23 protein-coding genes are annotated in these 20452 nt (G+C 63.7%); 17 read left to right on the top strand and 6 right to left on the bottom strand.

Annotation, left to right across the window (positions count from 1 at the left end; all coding sequences use genetic code 11):
- Window positions 1-28: 28 nt before the first annotated feature.
- Window positions 29-601, bottom strand: a complete 573-nt coding sequence (locus tag LB538_RS12415) for an NADPH-dependent FMN reductase (RefSeq protein WP_224530686.1) — start codon at window positions 599-601, stop codon at window positions 29-31.
- Between the two features lie 237 nt (window positions 602-838).
- Between LB538_RS12415 and LB538_RS12420 the strand changes: the two genes are divergently transcribed.
- From LB538_RS12420 to LB538_RS12440, 5 genes are all read left to right on the top strand, one after another.
- Window positions 839-1750: an ABC transporter substrate-binding protein gene (locus LB538_RS12420; protein WP_224530683.1), complete on the top strand. Its 912-nt coding sequence runs from the start codon at window positions 839-841 to the stop codon at window positions 1748-1750.
- Window positions 1751-1965: 215 nt separating this feature from the next.
- Window positions 1966-3129, top strand: a complete 1164-nt coding sequence (locus LB538_RS12425) for an ABC transporter permease (RefSeq protein ID WP_224530680.1) — start codon at window positions 1966-1968, stop codon at window positions 3127-3129.
- On the top strand, window positions 3126-4064 hold the full coding sequence (locus LB538_RS12430) for an ABC transporter ATP-binding protein (RefSeq protein ID WP_224530677.1): 939 nt from the start codon (window positions 3126-3128) through the stop codon (window positions 4062-4064). Before LB538_RS12425 ends, LB538_RS12430 begins: the two co-directional genes overlap by 4 nt.
- Window positions 4061-4810 (top strand): ABC transporter permease, encoded by a 750-nt coding sequence (locus LB538_RS12435; RefSeq protein ID WP_224530674.1) that lies wholly within the window; start codon window positions 4061-4063, stop codon window positions 4808-4810. The genes LB538_RS12430 and LB538_RS12435 overlap by 4 nt, the downstream gene beginning before the upstream one ends.
- Before the next feature lie 243 nt (window positions 4811-5053).
- Window positions 5054-7195: a sodium-translocating pyrophosphatase gene (locus LB538_RS12440; RefSeq protein ID WP_224530671.1), complete on the top strand. Its 2142-nt coding sequence runs from the start codon at window positions 5054-5056 to the stop codon at window positions 7193-7195.
- A gap of 82 nt (window positions 7196-7277) precedes the next feature.
- Here the strand turns inward: LB538_RS12440 and LB538_RS12445 are convergent, their stop codons facing one another.
- From LB538_RS12445 to LB538_RS12455, 3 genes are all read right to left on the bottom strand, one after another.
- On the bottom strand, window positions 7278-8267 hold the full coding sequence (locus LB538_RS12445; protein WP_224530668.1) for a glycosyltransferase family 2 protein: 990 nt from the start codon (window positions 8265-8267) through the stop codon (window positions 7278-7280).
- Window position 8268: 1 nt separating this feature from the next.
- Window positions 8269-8814 carry a dTDP-4-dehydrorhamnose 3,5-epimerase family protein gene (locus tag LB538_RS12450; RefSeq protein WP_224530664.1) on the bottom strand — a complete coding sequence of 182 codons (546 nt, stop codon included), beginning with the start codon at window positions 8812-8814 and terminating at the stop codon, window positions 8269-8271.
- 138 nt (window positions 8815-8952) lie between these two features.
- Window positions 8953-9477, bottom strand: a complete 525-nt coding sequence (locus tag LB538_RS12455) for an outer membrane protein assembly factor BamE (RefSeq protein WP_095767674.1) — start codon at window positions 9475-9477, stop codon at window positions 8953-8955.
- Between the two features lie 117 nt (window positions 9478-9594).
- Here LB538_RS12455 and LB538_RS12460 point away from each other — a divergent pair, with 117 nt between their 5' ends.
- The 7 genes from LB538_RS12460 to LB538_RS12490 all read left to right on the top strand — a co-directional run bounded on the left by LB538_RS12460 (window position 9595) and on the right by LB538_RS12490 (window position 14371).
- Window positions 9595-10137 (top strand): ubiquinol-cytochrome C chaperone family protein, encoded by a 543-nt coding sequence (locus tag LB538_RS12460; RefSeq protein ID WP_224530660.1) that lies wholly within the window; start codon window positions 9595-9597, stop codon window positions 10135-10137.
- Between the two features lie 11 nt (window positions 10138-10148).
- Complete coding sequence (locus LB538_RS12465; protein ID WP_224530657.1) at window positions 10149-10697, top strand: YceD family protein; 549 nt, start codon at window positions 10149-10151, stop codon at window positions 10695-10697.
- A 130-nt stretch (window positions 10698-10827) separates the two neighbouring features.
- Window positions 10828-11895, top strand: coding sequence for a phosphate acyltransferase PlsX (gene plsX, locus LB538_RS12470; protein ID WP_095767672.1), 1068 nt, complete (start codon window positions 10828-10830; stop codon window positions 11893-11895).
- A gap of 9 nt (window positions 11896-11904) precedes the next feature.
- Window positions 11905-12876, top strand: a complete 972-nt coding sequence (locus LB538_RS12475; RefSeq protein ID WP_095767671.1) for a beta-ketoacyl-ACP synthase III — start codon at window positions 11905-11907, stop codon at window positions 12874-12876.
- 104 nt (window positions 12877-12980) lie between these two features.
- A complete protein-coding gene (locus LB538_RS12480; RefSeq protein WP_040983242.1) occupies window positions 12981-13304 on the top strand; it encodes an integration host factor subunit alpha in 324 nt (107 codons plus the stop codon).
- Between the two features lie 131 nt (window positions 13305-13435).
- Window positions 13436-13975 (top strand): MerR family transcriptional regulator, encoded by a 540-nt coding sequence (locus LB538_RS12485; RefSeq protein ID WP_224530655.1) that lies wholly within the window; start codon window positions 13436-13438, stop codon window positions 13973-13975.
- A 93-nt stretch (window positions 13976-14068) separates the two neighbouring features.
- Window positions 14069-14371, top strand: coding sequence for a hypothetical protein (locus LB538_RS12490; protein WP_224530651.1), 303 nt, complete (start codon window positions 14069-14071; stop codon window positions 14369-14371).
- A gap of 71 nt (window positions 14372-14442) precedes the next feature.
- Here LB538_RS12490 and LB538_RS12495 read toward each other — a convergent pair whose 3' ends face one another.
- Window positions 14443-14802, bottom strand: a complete 360-nt coding sequence (locus LB538_RS12495; RefSeq protein WP_224530646.1) for a hypothetical protein — start codon at window positions 14800-14802, stop codon at window positions 14443-14445.
- A gap of 204 nt (window positions 14803-15006) precedes the next feature.
- Complete coding sequence (locus LB538_RS12500; protein WP_224530643.1) at window positions 15007-15615, bottom strand: hypothetical protein; 609 nt, start codon at window positions 15613-15615, stop codon at window positions 15007-15009.
- Window positions 15616-15913: 298 nt separating this feature from the next.
- On the opposite strand from LB538_RS12500, the gene LB538_RS12505 reads away from it, so the two are divergent.
- The 5 genes from LB538_RS12505 (at window position 15914) to LB538_RS12525 (ending at window position 20452) form a co-directional block, all read left to right on the top strand.
- On the top strand, window positions 15914-16180 hold the full coding sequence (locus LB538_RS12505; protein WP_095767666.1) for a helix-turn-helix domain-containing protein: 267 nt from the start codon (window positions 15914-15916) through the stop codon (window positions 16178-16180).
- A gap of 205 nt (window positions 16181-16385) precedes the next feature.
- Window positions 16386-16844 (top strand): YbaK/EbsC family protein, encoded by a 459-nt coding sequence (locus LB538_RS12510; protein WP_224530640.1) that lies wholly within the window; start codon window positions 16386-16388, stop codon window positions 16842-16844.
- Window positions 16845-17091: 247 nt separating this feature from the next.
- Entirely contained in the window at window positions 17092-18420 is a 1329-nt protein-coding gene (locus tag LB538_RS12515) for an NAD(P)H-dependent oxidoreductase (protein WP_224530637.1), read from the top strand.
- Between the two features lie 2 nt (window positions 18421-18422).
- Window positions 18423-19454, top strand: coding sequence for a thiamine pyrophosphate-dependent dehydrogenase E1 component subunit alpha (locus tag LB538_RS12520; protein WP_224530634.1), 1032 nt, complete (start codon window positions 18423-18425; stop codon window positions 19452-19454).
- Complete coding sequence (locus tag LB538_RS12525; RefSeq protein ID WP_224530631.1) at window positions 19454-20452, top strand: alpha-ketoacid dehydrogenase subunit beta; 999 nt, start codon at window positions 19454-19456, stop codon at window positions 20450-20452. Before LB538_RS12520 ends, LB538_RS12525 begins: the two co-directional genes overlap by 1 nt.

The raw sequence follows: 20452 nt of genomic DNA on the forward strand, positions 1-20452 counted from the left end.
CTTGAACAACCTGCCTGAACGACCGGCGTCAGGCATCCGGGGGGAGCACCTGCAGGACCCGCGCGATGAACATGTGGAACTCCTGCATATAGTTGCGCAGGAATGTCTCTGTTGACGCCACCGTCACCTCGCCATCGTCGGTGATCAGCCCCGGGGCGAACTGAATGTAGGCTTCGGGCGAGTTCATCTGGGGCGCGTTGCAGAAGCTGAGCACGCTGCGCAGGCTCTGTTGGGCGACCGCGGTTGCGATCGCGCCCGGCGATGTTCCGATGACGGCAGTCGGTTTGCGGGCAAAGGAGTTCTTGCCGTAGGGCCGGCTGGCCCAGTCGATTGCATTCTTCAGGCCGCCGGGGATCGATCGGTTGTACTCCGGCGTGACGAAAAGCACCGCCTGGACGGATGCGATGGCTTTCTTGAACTCCAGGGCGACAGGCGGGAAGGCGGCGTCATAGTCGTAGCTGTAGAGCGGCAAGTCCTTGAAGGGGATTTCCGTCATCTCAAGTTCCGGCGGCGCCAGTTTGACGAGAGCCTTCGCAAGCTTGCGGTTGATGGAGCCCTTGGCGAGGCTGCCGATGAGGTAGCCGACTTTGTGCTTGGCCATGACACACTCCTGTTTTGGCCGCCGACCCGCCTTTCCCAATATTTCGCAAAACAGGGTAAGCCGCCAGCCGGCCTTAGGTCGGCATCGCGCTATGTCGGGTGGAACAGTGCTTTTGTCGGATCGAACAAAATTATTGCGCCTGTCCCCCAAGTTATGAAACCGTGTACCCCGACTGCCCGTCATAGCCGTGCTCATATACAGCCACCGATCAATCGGTTCACAGCAAGGGATTTCACAATGTTTTCAATCGGAAAGCTCGCCGTAGCAGCCATTGCGCTCGGCCTTGCCACTGCCTCGGCCAGCGCCCAGGTGGTCGTCTCCTCGAAGATCGATACCGAAGGCGGGGTGCTGGGCAATATCATCCAGCTCGTGCTCAACGCCAACAACATCAAGACGACCGACCGGATCCAACTCGGCGCGACGCCCGTGGTGCGCAAGGCGATCACCGCCGGCGAGATCGACATCTATCCCGAATATACCGGCAATGCCGCCTTCTTCTTCCAGAAGGCCGACGATCCGGTCTGGAAGGACGCCGCCAAGGCCTACGAAACCGCCAAGAAGCTCGACTATGACGCCAACAAGATCGTCTGGCTGTCGCCGTCGCCGGCCAACAACACCTGGGCGATCGCGCTGCGCAAGGAAGTGGCCGACGAGAACAAGCTCGTCACCTTGACCGACTTCGGCAAATACGTCGCGGGCGGCGGCAAGGTTGTGCTGGCGGCCTCCGCCGAGTTCGTCAATTCGGCGGCGGCGCTCCCGGCCTTCCAGACGACATACGGCTTCACGCTGAAGCCGGACCAGCTGATCACGCTCTCCGGTGGCGATACCGCGGCGACCATCGCAGCCGCCGCCAACCAGACCAACGGCGCCAACGCCGCCATGGTCTATGGTACCGATGGCGGCATCCAGCCTTCCGGCCTCGTCGTGCTCGAGGACGACAAGGCTGTGCAGCCCGTCTATCAGCCCGCACCGATCATCCGGGACGAGGTCCTGAAGCAGCATCCCGAGATCGAGACGCTGCTGAAGCCGGTCTTCGCCAAGCTCGATCTCGTCACGTTGCAGGGGCTCAACGGCCGCGTTCAGCTGGGCGGCGAGCCGGCGAAGGGGGTCGCGGAGGATTTTTTGAAGAAGAACGGGTTTTTGAAGTAAGATAAGCCCGCCTTGAAAAGCGAGAAGTCGTTGCGAGGCGCCCCCCTCTGTCCTGCCGGACATCTCCCCCTCAAGGGGGGAGATTGGCTGTTGCTGCGCCTCGCTCCCTTCTCCGGCCTTGGTGATTGGCGAAGGCTCTCGCGACATCTGATCTCCCCCCTAGAGGGGGAGATGGCCGGTAGGACAGAGGGGGGCGCCTCGCGCAAACGCGCGTCATGATCCTGCGCCTCGACAAGCTCGGCGTCGTCATTGCCGCGATCGTGGCCTATGCCGCGTTCCTCGCCCCATTCGCCACGTTCCGCGCCAACCGTATCGTGCCCGGGCAGGCGCGCTCGATCCTCGAAGCGCTGCCGTCCATGCTTGGCATGCTATTGCTGGCGATAGTGACAGGGGCCGCGATCGTCGCCCTGCTCAGGACGCCGCTTTTGCTCAGGCTCATCGCCGGCGTCGTGGCGCTGGTCGCGCTATCGGTCCTGATCGGTGTTGCCGGCGGTTTTCTGACGCCCGCCGGCAACACCTTCGCTCGCGTCTCGCCGGCTTCGGGTTTCTGGCTGCTGATCTTTGCCTTCACCTTGCTCCTCGCCGATGTGCTGACCAGGCTGAACCTGTCACCCAGGGCGCGCGTCGGCGTGCTCGTGCTTGCCGCTTTGGCCATTGCCGCGCTGCTCGTTTCGGGACGTTGGGACAGTCTTTCCATCCTCAAGGAATATGCCGGCCGAGCCGACAGTTTCTGGGCTGAAGCTTCCAAGCACGTCACGCTCGCGCTTGGTTCGCTGGCCGGCGCGGTCGTGGTCGGGATACCGCTCGGCATCTTGTGCCATCGCGTCGAGAAGCTGCGGGCAGGGGTGCTCAACGTGCTCAACATCATCCAGACCATTCCGTCGATCGCGCTCTTTGGCCTGCTGATCGCGCCGCTCGGCTGGGTCGCCGTGCACGTGCCGGGTGCCGCCGCGGTCGGCATCAGAGGCATCGGCACTGCGCCGGCCTTCGTCGCGCTCTTCCTCTATTCGCTGCTGCCGGTGGTAGCCAACACCGTGGTCGGCCTTGCCGGCGTCCCACGCGCGGCCAACGACGCCGCGCGCGGCATGGGCATGACCGACCGCCAGCGCCTGTTCGATGTCGAGTTTCCGCTCGCCTTTCCGGTGATCCTGACCGGCATCCGCATCGTGCTGGTGCAGAATATCGGCCTTGCCACCATTGCCGCGCTGATCGGCGGCGGCGGCTTCGGCGTGTTCGTTTTCCAAGGTGTCGGCCAGACGGCGATGGACCTCGTGCTGCTCGGCGCGTTGCCCACCGTGGCGATGGCCTTCGCTGCGGCGATCATCCTCGACGCGGTCGTCGAGATGACAGCCACCAAGCGCAGGGTCGAAACGGCATGATCGAGATCGAAGGCATCACCAAGCGCTATGACAGTACGATTGTGGTCGATGATGTTTCGATGGTCATCGAGCCCCGAACCATCGCGACCATCGTCGGCACGTCGGGATCCGGCAAGACGACGCTGCTCAGGATGATCAACCGGCTGGTCGAGCCGACCGCGGGCGTGATCAAGCTCGACGGCGCCGACAACCGCTCGCTGCCCGGCTATCAGCTGCGCCGCAGCATCGGCTACGCCATCCAGGGGCATGGCCTGTTTCCACACCGCACGGTAGCGCAGAACATCGCCACCGTGCCGTTGCTGCTCGGTTGGGACCGAGACCGCATCAAGGCGCGCGTCGACGAGTTGATGACGCTCTACCAGCTCGACCCGCAGGCTTACGGGCCGCGTTACCCGCACGAGCTTTCCGGCGGCCAGCAGCAGCGCGTCGGCGTTGCCCGCGCTTTAGCCGCCGAGCCCAACGTGCTTTTGATGGATGAACCCTTCGGCGCGCTCGACCCGATCATTCGCACCAAGGCGCAGGAGGATCTGCTGGCGATCCAGAAGCGCTTCGGCACCACCATCATCCTCGTCACCCACGACATGGAAGAAGCCGTGCATCTGGGCGACAAAATAGCCGTCATGGATTCCGGCAAGCTGGTGCAATACGCAAGACCGGCGGAGATTCTGGCCAGACCGGCAAACGGCTTTGTCGAGACACTGGTCGGCGCCAGCGAAAGGCCGTTCCGGCTGCTGTCGCTGGGGCCAGTGCGCGACGCCGTGGAGCCCGGCAGTGCCGAAGGCGAGGCGATCCCCGGCGAAGCCACGCAGCGCGACGCCCTGGCCGAGCTCTTGTGGTCGGGACGCCCGGCGCTGCCGGTGAAAGGCGCCGACGGCAAGCTGCTCGGCCGCGTCACCATCGAAGGCCTGGTCAAACGCGCGGCGAGGCCGCAATGAAAGCCCGGCTGCCTGCGATGCTGAGGCTGGCTGTTCTCTTGCTGCTGGCGGTCTTCATCACCAGCCCGAACTGGTTCGAGCCGCTGCTGAAACCGCTGACCGAGAATGGTGCGCCGGCGATCTACAACCAGGGCAGCCTGCTGACGCTGACATTGCAGCATCTGCGGATCGTGCTGATGGCGACAGTGGCGGCGACGATCGTGGCCGTGGCTTTAGCCATCCTGGTCACCAGGCCGGCCGGCGCCGAGTTCCTGCCCTTGTCGCGCAGCCTGGTCAATATCGGCCAGACCTTCCCGCCGGTTGCGGTGCTGGCGCTTGCTGTGCCGGCCGTCGGCTTCGGCGAGAAGCCGACGCTGATCGCGCTCTTCCTCTATGGCCTGCTGCCGATCTTCGAGAATGCGCTGACGGCGCTCACCACCCTGCCCGGCAACGTGATGGAAGCGGCGCGCGGCGCAGGCATGACTGGCTGGCAAAGGCTGATGAAGGTCGAGCTGCCGCTGAGCGCCCCGGTGATCCTCGGCGGCATCCGGCTCTCGGTGGTCATCAGCCTCGCCACCGCGACCATCGGCTCGACGGTTGCCGCCAAGACGCTGGGCGAGGTGATAATTGCCGGCCTGATCTCGAACAACCTTGCCTTCGTGCTGCAGGGCGGCCTGATCGTCGCGGCGCTTGCCGTGCTGATCTATGACGGCCTGTCGGCGATCGAACGCTACGCCGCGCGGCGTATGGGACAGGGGGCGGAGTAGCTGGTTGGTCGGCAATACCCGGCGTCATTTCAATCGATCTAATTCGAAGCCTGCGCCGACACAGCTATTGGCACCATCGTCTTTTGGGCGAAAGCCGGGCAAAAACCGAACAATATCTTGACGTTCCAAGCCCTGTTTCGCATACACCCCAGCCAAGGGGTGGATTCCGCATGCGGCATCCATCTCCGTTCCAACGGCCCAGGGAGGGGTTCTTTTGGGCCATCAATCGAGGAAAATCCGGCAATGACCATCATTACCGCCGTCATCGCCTGCGGCCTGCTGTCAGTTCTGTACGCCATCTGGGCGACACGTTCGGTCCTTGCGTCCGATCAGGGCAATCAGCGCATGCAGGAAATCTCCGCCGCCATCCGCGAAGGCGCCCAGGCTTACCTGGCGCGCCAGTACACGACCATCGCGATCGTCGGGATCGTCGTTCTCCTGCTTGCCTGGTGGCTGCTTTCGATCACCGCCGCCATCGGCTTCCTGATCGGCGCGGTGCTCTCGGGCGCCGCCGGTTTCATCGGCATGCATGTCTCGGTGCGCGCCAATGTGCGAACCGCGCAAGCCGCTTCGAACAGCCTTGCCGCCGGCCTCGACATCGCCTTCAAGTCGGGCGCCATCACCGGCATGCTGGTAGCGGGCCTGGCGCTGCTTGGCGTCTCGATCTACTACTTCATCCTGACCGGCCCGATGGGCCTGCAGCCGAACGACCGCGTCGTCATCGACTCACTCGTCGCCCTCGGCTTCGGCGCCTCGCTGATCTCGATCTTTGCCCGTCTCGGCGGCGGCATCTTCACCAAGGGCGCCGACGTCGGCGGCGATCTCGTCGGCAAGGTCGAGGCCGGTATCCCCGAAGACGATCCGCGCAACCCGGCCACCATCGCCGACAATGTCGGCGACAATGTCGGCGACTGCGCCGGCATGGCCGCCGATCTGTTCGAGACCTATGCGGTGACCGTCGTCGCCACCATGGTGCTCGCCGCCATCTTCTTCGGCGGTACCGCGATGCTGGGGGCCGCGATGCTCTATCCGCTGGCCATCTGCGGCGCCTGCATCCTGACCTCGATCGTCGGCACCTTCTTCGTCAAGCTGGGTTCCAACGGCTCGATCATGGGCGCGCTCTATAAGGGCCTGATCGTCACCGGCCTGCTGTCGATCGTCGGCCTCGCCGCCGCTACATCGGCCACGCTCGGCTGGGGCGAGGTCGGCACGGTCGCCGGCATCGTCATCACCGGCAAGAACCTGTTCATCTGCGGCCTGATCGGCTTGGCTGTGACCGGCTTGATTGTCGTGATCACGGAATACTACACCGGCACCAACAAGCGTCCGGTGAACTCGATCGCTCAGGCGTCGGTGACCGGCCACGGCACCAACGTCATCCAGGGCCTCGCGGTCTCGCTGGAATCGACGGCGCTGCCGGCCATCGTCATCGTCGGCGGCATCATCGCCACCTATCAGCTCGGCGGCCTTTTCGGCACAGCGATCGCGGTCACCACCATGCTCGGGCTGGCCGGCATGATTGTGGCGCTCGACGCTTTCGGCCCGGTCACCGACAATGCCGGCGGCATTGCCGAAATGGCCGGCCTGCCGAAGGAAGTGCGCCACTCGACCGATGCGCTCGACGCCGTCGGCAACACCACCAAGGCCGTGACCAAGGGCTATGCCATCGGCTCGGCCGGCCTCGGCGCGCTGGTGCTGTTCGCCGCCTACTCGAATGATCTCAGGTTCTTTGCCGCCAATGGCGATAAGTACCCCTACTTCCAGGGCATGGGCGAGATCTCGTTCGATCTCTCCAACCCGTATGTCGTCGCCGGCCTCATCTTCGGCGGCCTGATTCCCTATCTGTTCGGCGGTATCGCGATGACCGCGGTCGGTCGCGCCGCCGGCTCGATCGTCGAGGAAGTGCGCAAGCAGTTCCGCGAGGACAAGGGCATCATGGCCGGCACCTCGAAGCCGAACTATGCGCGCGCCGTCGACATCCTGACCAGGGCGGCGATCCGGGAAATGATCATTCCGTCGCTGCTCCCGGTGCTGGCGCCGCTCGTCGTCTATTTCGGCGTGCTCCTGATCTCGGGCTCGAAGGCCTCGGCCTTTGCGGCGCTCGGCGCCTCGCTGCTCGGCGTCATCGTCAACGGTCTCTTCGTTGCCATCTCGATGACCTCCGGCGGCGGCGCCTGGGACAACGCCAAGAAGTCGTTCGAGGACGGATTCACCGACAAGGACGGCGTCAAGCACCTGAAGGGTTCGGAAGCGCACAAGGCCTCGGTCACCGGCGACACCGTCGGCGATCCCTACAAGGACACCGCCGGCCCGGCCGTCAACCCGGCGATCAAGATCACCAACATCGTCGCGCTGCTTCTGCTTGCCGTGCTTGCGCACGGCTGATTGCGGCTATTCCAGGACAAAGCCCGCGGGAGCGATCCCGCGGGCTTTGTGTTTCGGCATGACATCATACATTCCGGGGCACTCAACCGGCTTCCGGCCTTTCGCCGTCACGGCGATAGCGGGCCAGCAACGCGTTGGCGTCTGGTTCTCGTTCGGGCATCGGCGGCAAGCCGCGTGTCCGGCGCAACATGGCAATGAACGCGCCGCGGCGATATTGGCGACGGAAGGACCGCGCCCGCGGATGTATGCCAAACATGGCCAGAAGCCTGCGTTTGAGATAGCGGGAGCGCTTGAGGGGGGCAGGCTCCTCGGCGTTGCCGAGAATCCTGACCCGCAACGCGTCTGGAGCATCCATCGCGTCCATCAGTTCTTCCTGTTCCCGCGCCGTATCTCGCGCGTAGCTGCCTTCGCGCTTGCCCGAATGCAGCATGAGCACGGTTAGATGGGGCATTGTCGCAATCACCGCACCCTTGCGCCAGGCACGGAACAGCCATTCCTGGGAACTCTCGCAAACGCACTGGCTGGCCGGGCGCCATGGCCCAAGCCTTGGCAGCGACGCGCGCCGGATCATTTGCGCGGAACCGAATCCGACAGTGGTAACTGGGTCATAGAAGCCGTCCCGGCCCATCCCGAGGATCATATGCCTGGAGCCTTTGCTCGCGGACGACTCGATGACTGCACCTCGGGCGATCACCACATCGGCACCGGTGGCGTCGATCCAGCCGCACATGGACGCCAGATGGTCGGGAAACCACAGATCGTCATGGTTCAAGATGGCGATGAAGCGGCCGCGGGCCCGGGCAAAGCCGATATTGTTCGGACCCGACTGCTCGCCGAAGTTCACGGGAAGATCGATATAGCAGATGCGGGCGTCTTCGAATGCAGCGACCGTGGCCGCGGTGTCAGGGCGGCACGCGTCGCCGATGACCATGGCCTCCCAGTCCTGCAGGGTCTGACCAATGAGGCTCTTCAGGGCTTGATGCAGCACCGCCGGACGATTGTGCGTCGCTATCACGATCGAGACCAGCGGTTCGATCGGTCCGATTGGCGCGCCTTGACCGGCCTGTTCCACACTACACCAGCTTGTAGGGGATTTGTTCCGTATCGGGCGGCAGGCGCCAATGGTCGGGCGCGTCATAGGCGTAAGCCTTGTCGACGAGGTTGAGCAGCAACGCTGTCTCCGGTCCGAGGGTCACGACACCGTGCCAGACGCCAGGCGGAATGGTAACGATTGCCGGTCGCAGGGCGCCGGCGATCTTGTGCCAGACCGTGCCGAAGCTGGGCGAGGCCTTGCGCCCGTCGAAAAGCGATATCCGCACGCTGCCGGCGCAGCAGAACAGGCGGTCGAGGGTCGCCGCATGTGCGTGCCAGCCCGTCACTGCGCCCGGATACATGGTGCGCTGGAACACTTGCCCGACCGGCGATTGATCGAGAGCCCATTCCTCGCGAAAGATCTCGGTCAGGTAGCCGTTGGAAGTCGCGACGGGTCTGATTTCCTTGAATGTGACGCCCTCGATCGGCGGCGCATCGACGGCAAGCCAGTCCGGCGTCACCGTCTGTTGGTCAGGCGTGCCGGTCGCCATCCAGCCCTGCGGTACGGTACGATCGTTGTTGCTCATATCCAGCCCCCCGGAAATCGCCAAAGCGTCATACGTGGCTATACGGGTATAGGCAAGCGCAGTCGGACGGTCGCCGGCAGGCGACGAAAGGCCGTCGATCGAAGTCTTTCGTTCAGTCAGGTTGCCGTGCGAGCGAACTCAGGGCGTACCGCCGCTACCGCCGCCGGGAATGCCAGGCGCCAGCTTGCTGGCGCCGCTGATGACCTGGCTCAGGAAGTTCTGGTCCTTGCCGCCGGTCGGCGTCGTCCGCGAGATGAAGTCGAAGACCTTGCCGTCCTTGAGACCGTAATTGGCGATCTGGGTGACGCGGCCGTCAGCGCCGAAATAGACTGCCAGCACGTGCTGGTCGATGATGCGCGGGTTGTCGAAGGCGACGTAGCGCTTGCGCGTTTGCGAGATGTAGTAGAAGGCCTCGTTGTCGAAGGTCGCCGTCGTCGACGGCGTGCCCAGCGCCAGAAGCACCTGCTCGCGGCTCGATCCGACCGGCACCGAATCGATTGCCTGCTGGTCGATGACGTAGCCTTTCGTCAGCGTCTCGCTCGGATGGAGATCTCCGAACATCTTGGACGAATTGCAGGCGGAAAGCGCTGACACCATTACCAGCAGCGAAGCCGCGCCCACCGGGGCGGGCGCAAAGAACGACTTGAATTTCAGCGCACCCAACAACAAATCTCCATCACATCCCCGCAACTTGCGCTGGGCCGCAAAACCGGTAAACCAGCTTGCATGCCGATGCAACAAGGCCAAATCAAACAACAGGTCCCCGGGAGACCGCCCTCAATGTTCCAGCGCCTTTTTGGCCGCGAACGCAATGCCAACCGCGCTATCACCGACGCGCTCTACGCACAAATCGTGGCGGCGGCGCGGCAAACGGTGTTTTATTCCGACTGGAATGTGCCGGATACGCCGCTCGGCCGCTTCGAGATGCTGTCGCTGCACATGTATCTCGTCCAGCACCGGCTGCATGGCGAACAAGGCGTTGCCGCCGAGGTCGCGCAAGTGCTGATCGACGAGTTCTTCCTCGATGTCGAGCATTCGCTGCGCGAACTTGGCATTGGCGATGTCGGCGTGCCCAAACGCATGAAGAGGCTGGCAAAGATGTTTTACGGCCGTACGGCTGCCTATGACGAGGCGCTCAAGGAAGACGATCGGGTGGCGCTTGCGGCGGCGCTCGCCCGCAACGTCAGGCCGGACTCCGGCCCCTGGCCGCAGGCGCCGCTGCTGGCGGACTATGTCTGCGAGGCCTCGCACAAGCTTGCCGCCCAGCCGACCGAATCGATCGCTGCCGGCACCGCCGCGTTCCCGGCGGCGGGGGCAGCGTGAAGGAGGCCGGCATGAAAGACGCCGAACTGCGCAGCCCGGTATCCTTCGTCGCCAATGTCGCGCGCCTGCCGCAAAAGGGCTTGCCTGTCCTTGTCGAGGCCGATGAGCGCCAGCGCGAGGCGCTTGCCGCCGACTATGATTTGCTTTCGGTCGAGAGCTATCGCGCCGAACTGCTTGTGGTTCCCTGGAAGCGCAATGGCGTCAAGGTCACCGGTCGCGTCGCGGCCGACATCACGCAAGCCTGCATCGTCACCCTGGATCCGGTCGCGGCGCATATCGACGAGCCCGTCGAGGCGCTGTTTCTGCCCGAGCAGTCGAAGCTTGGGCGCGAAGGTTTCGAAGGCAGCGGCGAGATCGTCCTCGACGCCGACGGACCGGACAGTCCGGAGACATTTTCCGGCGACACCATCGATGTCGGCGGGCTGGCGGAACAGTTTTTCGGTCTGGCTATCGACCCTTATCCGCGCAAGTCGGGAGCCTCGCTCGACGTTGCCGGCGACGATCAGACCGAGGAAAGCGAATTCCAGAAAAAGCTGCGTTCGCTGCTTGGGAAATCCTGAGGGTGGTCCGGATTTTGGAAAAGTTGGTTGTGCGCAGGCACAAAACCGTTATTTTCGCCGAACCTTCGCGAGGCCCCTTACCTCGGCAGGCGTCCGCCGCAAGCCAGGCAAACCGTGAGAAAAGCACTACGTGATCAGGATTTCCATCGATGCCATGGGCGGCGATCACGGACCGAGCGTGGTCATCCCGGCGCTGATGACCGTCGCCATCCGCCGCCCTGACATCCGCTTCGTCGTCTATGGCCGCGAGGACGTGGTGCGCCCAGAGCTCGCCAAGTTCCCGAAACTCGCCGAGATATGCGAGTTCGTCCATTGCGAGATCGCCGTGCGCATGGATGACAAGCCGAGCCAGGCGCTTCGCCACGGCCGCTGGAAGTCGTCGATGTGGAAGGCCGTCGAAGCGGTCAAGAACGGCGGCGCGCAGGCCTGCGTCTCGGCCGGCAACACCGGCGCGCTGATGGCGATGTCGAAATTCTGCCTGCGCACGATGGCCACCATCGACCGCCCGGCGATCGCGGCGCTCTGGCCGACGACACGCGGCGAAAGCGTGGTGCTCGATGTCGGCGCCACCATCGGCGCGGATGCGCACCAGCTTATCGATTTCGCCATTCTGGGTACCGGCATGGCGCGCTCGGTGTTTGGCGTCGAGCGGCCGAGCGTCGGCCTGCTCAATGTCGGCGTCGAGGAGATCAAGGGCCAGGAAGAGGTCAAGGAAGCCGGCCGCATGTTGCGCGAGGCCAACATGGCCTCGATGAATTATCGCGGCTTCGTCGAGGGCGACGATATCGGCAAGGGCACGGTCGACGTGGTGGTCACCGAGGGCTTCGCCGGCAACATCGCGCTCAAGACCGCCGAGGGCACTGCAAGGCAGATCGCCGGCTATCTGCGCGCCGCCATGAGCCGCACGCTCATGGCCAAGATCGGCTACGTCTTCGCCAAGGGCGCCTTCGACAGGCTGCGCGAGAAAATGGATGTCGGTCGCTCCAATGGTGGCGTCTTCCTGGGGTTGAACGGCATCGTCGTGAAGAGCCATGGCGGCGCCGATTCGGACGGATTCGCGGCCGCCATCGAGCTCGGCTACGATATGGTACGCAACAATCTGCTTGACCGGATCGAGGCCGACCTCGATCTGTTCCATGCGCGCAACCCGACCGCGCAGGCAAACAGGAAGTCCGGCGTCGCCGACGCCGAGGAATAGGAAAGAGCCTTGATCAGATCAGTCGTGCGCGGCAACGGTGCCGCGCTGCCCCGCCGCATCATGAAGAATGCCGACTTCGAAGGCATGGTCGAGACCTCCGACGAGTGGATCGTCCAGCGCACCGGCATTCGCCAGCGCCACGTCGCCGCCGACGACGAGACGACTGCCTCGCTTGGCGAGGATGCGGCGCGGGCCGCGCTCGACAGCGCCGGCATGACGCCCGCCGATATCGATCTCATCATCCTGGCGACCTCGACGCCCAACAACACGTTCCCGGCGACGGCTGTCGAAATCCAGAACCGGCTCGGCATGCATCACGGCTTTGCCTTCGACATGCAGGCCGTGTGCTCTGGCTTCGTTTACGCCGTTGCCACTGCCGATCTCTATATCCGCGGCGGCCTGGCCAAACGCGTCCTGGTGATCGGCTCAGAGACATTCTCGCGCATCCTCGACTGGAGCGACCGCTCGACCTGTGTGCTGTTCGGCGACGGCGCCGGCGCGCTGGTTCTCGAAGCGGAAGACGGAGCCGGCGCGATCACCGATCGCGGCGTGCTGGCCGCAAGTCTGCGCTCCGACGGCGTGCACAAGGACAAGCTCTTCGTCGACGGGGGTCCTTCGACCACGGGAACGGTCGGCCATCTGAGGATGGAAGGCCGTGAAGTGTTCAAGCATGCCGTCGGCATGATCACCGACGTCATCGAAGCGACCTTCAGCGAGGCCGGCATAACGGCCGAGGACCTCGACTGGTTCGTGCCGCATCAGGCCAATAAACGGATTATTGACGCTTCCGCCAAGAAGCTCGGGATTGCCGAGCAGAAAGTGGTGGTCACCGTCGATTTACACGGTAACACCTCGGCTGCTTCGGTGCCGCTCGCTTTGTCGGTGGCCGTCGCCGACGGTCGCATCAAGAAGGGCGACCTGGTTCTTCTCGAGGCGATGGGTGGAGGCTTCACCTGGGGCGCGGTGTTGCTCCGCTGGTAAGTGCCGAACTCGCCGGTTCGGTCCTTGACCTTGCCGGATCAATTACTTAGGCTCAGCCTTTGCCTGTATCGATTTACGTTTTTGCGAGCAGATGGGACGGTCGCATGGGGGGAAAGACACTTACGCGTGCCGACCTTGCTGAAGCCGTTTACCGGAAGGTTGGTTTGTCGCGAACGGAATCGGCGGAACTCGTCGAGGCTGTGCTGGACGAAATCTGCGAAGCCATCGTTCGCGGTGAGACGGTCAAGCTGTCGTCCTTCGCCACCTTCCATGTCCGCTCCAAGAACGAGCGCATCGGCCGCAATCCCAAGACGGGCGAGGAAGTGCCGATCTTGCCGCGCCGGGTGATGACGTTCAAGTCCTCGAACGTGCTCAAGAACCGGATCCTGCGTTCGCATCAGAACAGCAAGGGCAAGGGCGGCAAGTAGTTTGCTGGCGAATGCGGTTGAAAACCGCCGGCGGTTTTGAAGCTGGGCTTGAATATCGTTTCATAAATCGCTGAAATAAGGCGCGATTCGGCACCATGCCAGGATCGTGGTCCAGTGTGGAGGATTGGCCCATGGACAAAAGCCCCGATGCTTTCCGCACCATCAGCGAAGTCGCGGAAGATCTTGACCTGCCGCAGCACGTGCTGCGTTTCTGGGAGACCCGCTTCACCCAGATCAAGCCGATGAAGCGTGGCGGCGGCCGGCGCTACTACCGGCCGCAAGACGTCGAGCTCATCAAGGGCATCCGGCATATGCTCTACGATCAGGGCTATACGATCAAAGGCGTGCAGAAGCTGTTGCGCGAGAACGGCAACCATTTCCTGGTCGCCATCGGCAATGGCGACATGGCCGCGGTGGAGGCCATCGCCCAGCGCCGCCAGGCCGAGCAGGTGCCGCTGACGGCGGCCGCGCAGCCGCGCGGCGAAGAGGACGCGCTGGTCGGCCAGCCGAAGGTGAAGCCCAGCCGCCGTTTCTTCGGCTTGGGCAAGAGCGACGACGAAGGTCCGGTTCAACCCGACACGTCGAAATTGTCGCGTGACAATCGCGCCTTGCTACAGGAGGCGCTGTTCGACTTGCTGGAATGCAAGCGCCTGCTCGACCAGGTTCGTTGAACGGTCATCTTCGACTTGACGGTGCTCGGTCGGTCGGCCGGAACGGGCTCTTCGTCCGTGCGTTAGGCCTTCTCGAAGAGAAGGACAACAAGCATGGCATCGTTTTCGACCCTCTCCGACGTTGATATCGACAAGCAGGTCGCGGCACTTTCGCGACAACTGCACGACCTGAAGAAGGTTTTGGCCAGGCGCGGCGACGCCTATTACGAGGATGGCCGCGAGGCGGCGTCCGACTATTATTCGCAACTTGCCGATCGCCTCCACGAGGCGCTTCCGACAATAAGGCGCAGCGGCAGGGCGATCGAGCGCACGGCGCGCGATCATCCGGCGACGGCCGCCGCCGTCGGGCTGGTCGTGGTCGGACTGCTTGCCGGCCTTTTGATCGGCCGGCGCTGATCGATCGAGGGGATATAAACAGAAATGGCTGCCGTTCTCGACGGCCGCCATTTCCGTGCCGCTACAGGTGATCAGTTCGCAAGCTTGAGCCGCGTCTTCGGGTCGACCTTCATGACCTGGCTGCACTTGCCGTAGACGGTGCCGTTCTTGTCGGTGGCATCAGTATAGGTGCCTTTGCAATCCAGCTGCAGCACCAGGCAAGAACCATGGCCTTTACAGACCGCGCCGCCGTCGCCGGTCGGATGCGTGCCCGCAAAGCCGGAGCCGAGACCGAGCCGAAAGCCGAGACGACGAGAGCCGCGGCCAGGGTGATACGCTTGAAGTTGGTCATTTGAGCATTTCCTTCCATTGGTTTTGGGATCGCCGTCCTGGCGTCCCGTTGGGTTGAGGAGCACCTCGCGGTGCCCATGACCGCTTGGTGCTGCGGCCAATGGAAAGGTTCATATGATGCGCGAGTTTTTTCATTTGACCGGCGATATCGGCGAATTGGGAAAGCCGGGCGCGGCTCTCCTCGGCGCGCGCCACGCATCCGGCGCGCGGCACCCGACACGGAGGCGGCTCACTCCGCGATGCCGCCGCCTCAGATAGGCCGAGTGTTCAAGCGGCCAAAGCTGTTCGAGCTGCTCGCTGCCTCCTCACATCGGCGGCGCGATGCCGTGATTCCCGACAACGACCCGGTTCGCGACCAGCTTGCCGTCGCCGCCACGCTCGGCATTGACGAACACTGCGATGCCCGGCGTGAGATCTGCCGGCGTGGCGGTGGCGAATGTCACGATCGGTGTCGTCTGCGGGATAGCGATCTGCTTCTTCTGGCCGTTGTCATAGGTGAGCGTGACGGTGCGGCCGTCGATCTCGCTGACATCGGCGACAGTGCCGTTGGTCATGCGGCTGTTGGGCCGCAGATCCCAGTCGCGATCGCCTTCTCCGGTACCCTTCAGAGCAGCCGGAAAGATCACGACTTCCAGCGCGCCGCTGCCGCCGTCGGCCTTGGAAATCGAGGCGATGCCAAGAAAGTCGCCCTGCTTGATATCGGCTGCCGACGCCTTGGCAACGCCCGAAATCTTCCATCCGTTGGCGAGCGTGATCGCATTGGTTTTGCCATCGCGATCCTTCACCGTCAGCGTCGACCCGGCAACGCCGACGACAGTGCCTCGAACACGTATGGCATCCGCGGCCCACGCTTGCGTCGCGCCGATGACGCTTGAGACTGTGCCGAGCACAATTGCGACCGATTTCAAATTCATGGCATCCGATCCTTCCGAGAAACGCCCGGCGTCGGTCTGTCTGCCGCCGGCGACGGCAAGCTAACGAATCGAGACGTCGAAAATGCCGGCGGATCCGGCCGCGGACCTTCAAAAGAACTTGATTGAGCGCTGCGCGACCTTACATGTACGCAGCCCGAGGCATCAGCCGAAACGCAGCTTCACGAACGCGTGACGCCGCATGGGTGCTCTTGGCAAATCATTTGTTAACGAGCATTCTCCCGCCCGTCTCAGGCAACACCACATTTCATCCGACCCTGTTTCATCTCAAGGAGTTGCCATGCCCAACACCGTACGAAACGCTGTTTCCAACGACATTATTGCCGCGTCCGGCCTCAACCCGTTCAAAGCCGCGCGCGAAACCAGGGGATACACGATCGAGGAACTCTCTTTGACCTGCGGCCTCGCCGTGGGCGAGATCGTCGACATCGAGGACGGCAAGGATGCCGACCCCGCCAAGCTTCGGCGCATCGCTTCCGCCCTGCAGGTGCCGGAAGAGGAATTGATCAGAGTGCCGGCCGCCGAGAACCGGCCCACGCAGCAATAGGATGCAAGCAAGCGTCCATGTGAAAGCCCGCCAAGGCATGCCTGGCGGGCTTTTTGATGCATGTCGCCCAACTATGCGCTGCGGTTTTGGGGAAACGGCATGCGTCAAGACAAGGATGCGCAACGCACGGCCGTGGCTCTTGTCAATGACCGCGCCGCCATGCGATTCGCCAGCCGGTGTTCGACAGGTCTGACGAGGGGTCGCCATGAGTTTGGAATCGGTTCGCGCCTTTTTTGCCGAGCATGCGCCCGATATCGAAGTCATCGTCACCGAGGCAAGTTCGGCCACCGTCGCGCTTGCCGCCGAAGCCCATGGCGTCATGCCGGCGCAGATCGCCAAGACGATCTGCCTGCGCGTGGGCGACGAGGCCATGCTGGTCGTGACCAGCGGCATCGCCAGGCTCGACAACCGCAAATTCAAGGACAGCATGGGCGGCAAGCCGCGCATGCTGGGCGGCGAGGAGGTGCTGGCAATCACCAGCCATCCGCCTGGCGGCGTCTGCCCGTTCGGCCTGCCGTCGCCGCTACCCGTCTATTGCGATCTGTCGCTCAAGGCCTTCGACGAAGTCGTTCCCGCAGCCGGCGCCACCAATGCCGCGGTGCGCATCACACCGCAGCGCATGGCCTATCTGGTCGGCGCCGTATGGGTCGACGTTTGCCAGTAGCAATTGCCGCCTAGATATCCCGTCATGGTTCGTCGCGGGCCGTAGCGCGGCTTTGACCGACATTCGGCGCGGCCCGCTCGCTCCATTTGTTTTGGTATAGGCATCCGCGCCTTTCGCCGTCGCGCGTCAACCGACTCGAAAAGCGTCGAGGATGGTCAAAGATTTGGACATTAGTCTTGACAGAAATACAGATGTTCAATACCCGTCAAGCGATCAAACAGCATGCGATGTGGGAGGAATAAGCGGCATGGCTTCCAATATTTCGTTGACGGGCCTTGCCCGTGACCTCGAGGAGCGCGCCAAGTCCGGCAAGCCCATTCGCATCGGCCTGATCGGCTCGGGCGAAATGGGCACCGACATCGTCACCCGCGTCGCCCACATGTCCGGCATCGAGATCGGCGCCATTTCCGAACTTAACCTGCCGGCCGCCGGCAAGGCCGTCGATATCGCCTTCCAGGAAACCGGCCATGCGCGCGAGGTTTCGAGCGCATCGGCCATGACGTCGGCCATGGAGGCCGGCAAGATCGCCGTCACCAACGATTCCAGCCTCGTCATCGGCAACGACCTCATCGACGTCGTCATCGATGCGACCGGCGTTCCGGCCGTCGGCGCCGAGATCGGCCTGCGCGCCATGGAGCATGGCAAGCATCTGGTGATGATGAATGTCGAGGCCGACGTCACCATAGGCGCCTATCTCAAGAGCGAAGCCGACCGCCTCGGCGTCACCTACTCGCTGGGCGCCGGCGACGAGCCGTCTTCATGCATGGAGCTGATCGAGTTCGTCTCCGCCATGGGCCACCCGATCGTTGCCGCCGGCAAGGGCAAGAACAATCCGCTCAACATCGACGCCACGCCTCCGGACTATGAGGAGGAGGCGAAGCGCCGGCACATGAACGTGCGCATGCTGGTCGAATTCGTCGACGGTTCGAAGACCATGGTCGAGATGGCGGCGATCGCCAATGCGACCGGGCTGGTGCCCGACAAGCCCGGCATGCACGGTCCGGCGGCGACGCTCGGCGAATTGTCGAAGGTGCTGGTGCCCGAGAAGGACGGCGGCGTGCTGTCGAAGGTTGGCGTCGTCGACTATTCGATCGGCAAGGGTGTGGCGCCCGGCGTCTTCGTCGTCGCCGACATGTCGCATCCGCGCATCTCGGAGCGCATGGAAGACCTGAAGATGGGCAAGGGTCCGTATTTCACCTTCCATCGTCCCTATCACCTCACCTCGCTGGAAGTGCCGCTTACCTGCGCCCGTGTCGTGCTTTATGGCAAGGCCGACATGGTTCCGCTGGCCAAGCCCGTGGCCGAAGTCTGCGCCGTTGCCAAGAAGGATCTGAAGCCCGGCGACAAGCTCGATGCCATCGGCGAATATTGCTACCGCGCCTGGATCATGACGGCTCCGGAAGCCCATGCGGCGCGCGCCGTTCCCTGCGGCCTGCTGCAGGGCGGCTCCGTGACTGCACCCATCAAGAAGGGCGAGCTCATCACCTATGCCAACGCGGCGCCCGCGCCGGGCTCGAAGATCGCCGAGCTGCGTGCCCGCCAGGACAAGCTCGTTTACGGCGCCGTGGAGGCGTGATCATGGCTGGAGCCAGCAAAGCCGCCGTCGTGGATAGCCGGGCCAACCTGCCTTTCGTCTATCGCCAGTACAGTCCGGAGCAGCTGAGGGAGGTGCTTCACAAGATGTACCTCATCCGCCGCTTCGAAGAGGGCGCGGAAGAGTGCTACACGCGAGGCCTCATCCACGGCACCATGCACCTGTCGATCGGCCAGGAAGCCAGCGCCATGGGCATCTGCATGCCGCTCGCTGCGGACGATCAGATCACCTCGACGCATCGCGGCCATGGCCATTGCATCGCCAAGGGCGCCGAAGTCAGCCGCATGTTCGCGGAGTTCTTCGGCAAGACCACCGGCTACTGCAAGGGCCGCGGCGGCTCCATGCATATCGCCGATGTCGCCAAGGGCAATCTCGGTGCCAACGGCATCGTTGCCGGCGGCATCCCGATTGCGGTGGGCGCCGCGCTCTCGTCCAAGATGATGAAGACCGGCAAGGTCGTGGTTTCCTTCTTCGGCGACGGCGCCAACAATGAGGGCGCCTTCCACGAGGCGCTGAACATGGCGGCGGTCTGGAAGCTGCCGGTGATCTTCGTGTGCGAGAACAACGGCTACGGCATGTCGACCTCGACGGCGCGCTCGACAGCGGTCAAGAACATCGCCGAGCGCGCGGCCGCCTATTCGATGCCGGGCGTCATCGTCAACGGCAATATCTTCTCCGAGGTCGCCGAGGCGTCCTTCAAGGCCGTGGAGCGGGCGCGGGCCGGCGAGGGGCCGACGCTGATCGAATCCAAGACCTACCGTCATCGCGGCCATTCCAAGAGCGACCGCAACCGTTACCGCACCAAGGAAGAGATCGAGGATTGGATGGCGAACCGCGATCCGATCACGCTCTTCGAGACGGAACTCCGCGATTTCGGCTTCATCGACGACCAGGGCATCCAGACGATCCGCGACGTGGTCGCCAACGAGATCGCCGACGGCATCGAGTTTGCCAAGGCGAGCCCGACGCCGGAGATCGCCACCTTGCAGAATTATGTTTACACGGAGCAAGCGTGATGGATGCCACGCTGCGTGAACTGAGCTACGCCCAGGCGATCCAGGAAGCCATGGCGATCGCCATGGACATGGACGAACGTGTCTTCCTGATGGGCGAGGATATCGGTGTCTATGGCGGCGCCTTCCAGGTGACCGGCGACCTCGTCGAGCGCTACGGCACCGAGCGGGTTATAGACACGCCGATCTCCGAACTGGGCGGCGCCGGCGTCGCGGTGGGCGCGGCCGTCACCGGCATGCGGCCGATCTTCGAATTCCAGTTCTCGGATTTCGCCACGCTCGGCATGGAGCAGATCGTCAACCAGGCGGCCAAGATGCGCTTCATGCTCGGCGGCGAGGTTTCGGTTCCCGTGGTGATGCGTTTCCCGGCGGGCTCGGGCACGGGTGCCGCCGCGCAGCACAGCCAGAGCTTAGAGGCCTGGCTCGGCCATGTGCCCGGCCTCAAGGTCATCCAGCCGGCGACGCCGCACGACGCCAAGGGCATGCTGCTTGCCGCGGTCGCCGATCCGGACCCGGTCATGATCTTCGAGCACAAGCTGCTCTACAAGATGAAGGGCCATGTGCCGGAAGGCCACTACACCGTGCCGATCGGCAAGGCCGAGATCCGCCGCGAAGGCCGCGACCTCACCATCGTCGCTACATCGATCATGGTGCAGAAGGCGCTCGACGCCGCGGCTGTGCTTGAAGGCGAGGGCATCGACATCGAAGTGGTCGATCTGCGCACGATCCGCCCGATCGACAGGCGGACCGTGATCGACAGCGTGAAGAAGACCTCGCGGTTGCTCTGCGTCTACGAAGCGGTGAAAACGCTCGGCATCGGCGCGGAAGTGAGCGCGCTCGTCGCCGAAAGCGAGGCGTTCGACTATCTCGATGCGCCGATCGTGCGCCTTGGCGGCGCCGAGACGCCGATCCCCTACAATCCGGATCTGGAAAAGGCGACGGTGCCGCAAGTTCCCGACATCATCGCCGCCGCGCGCGACCTCGTGAAAGGGGTCCGCTGA

Origin of the sequence: Mesorhizobium sp. Ca11 (assembly GCF_020165275.1) — a bacterium.
In the GTDB taxonomy this organism is placed as follows: Bacteria; Pseudomonadota; Alphaproteobacteria; order Rhizobiales; family Rhizobiaceae; genus Mesorhizobium.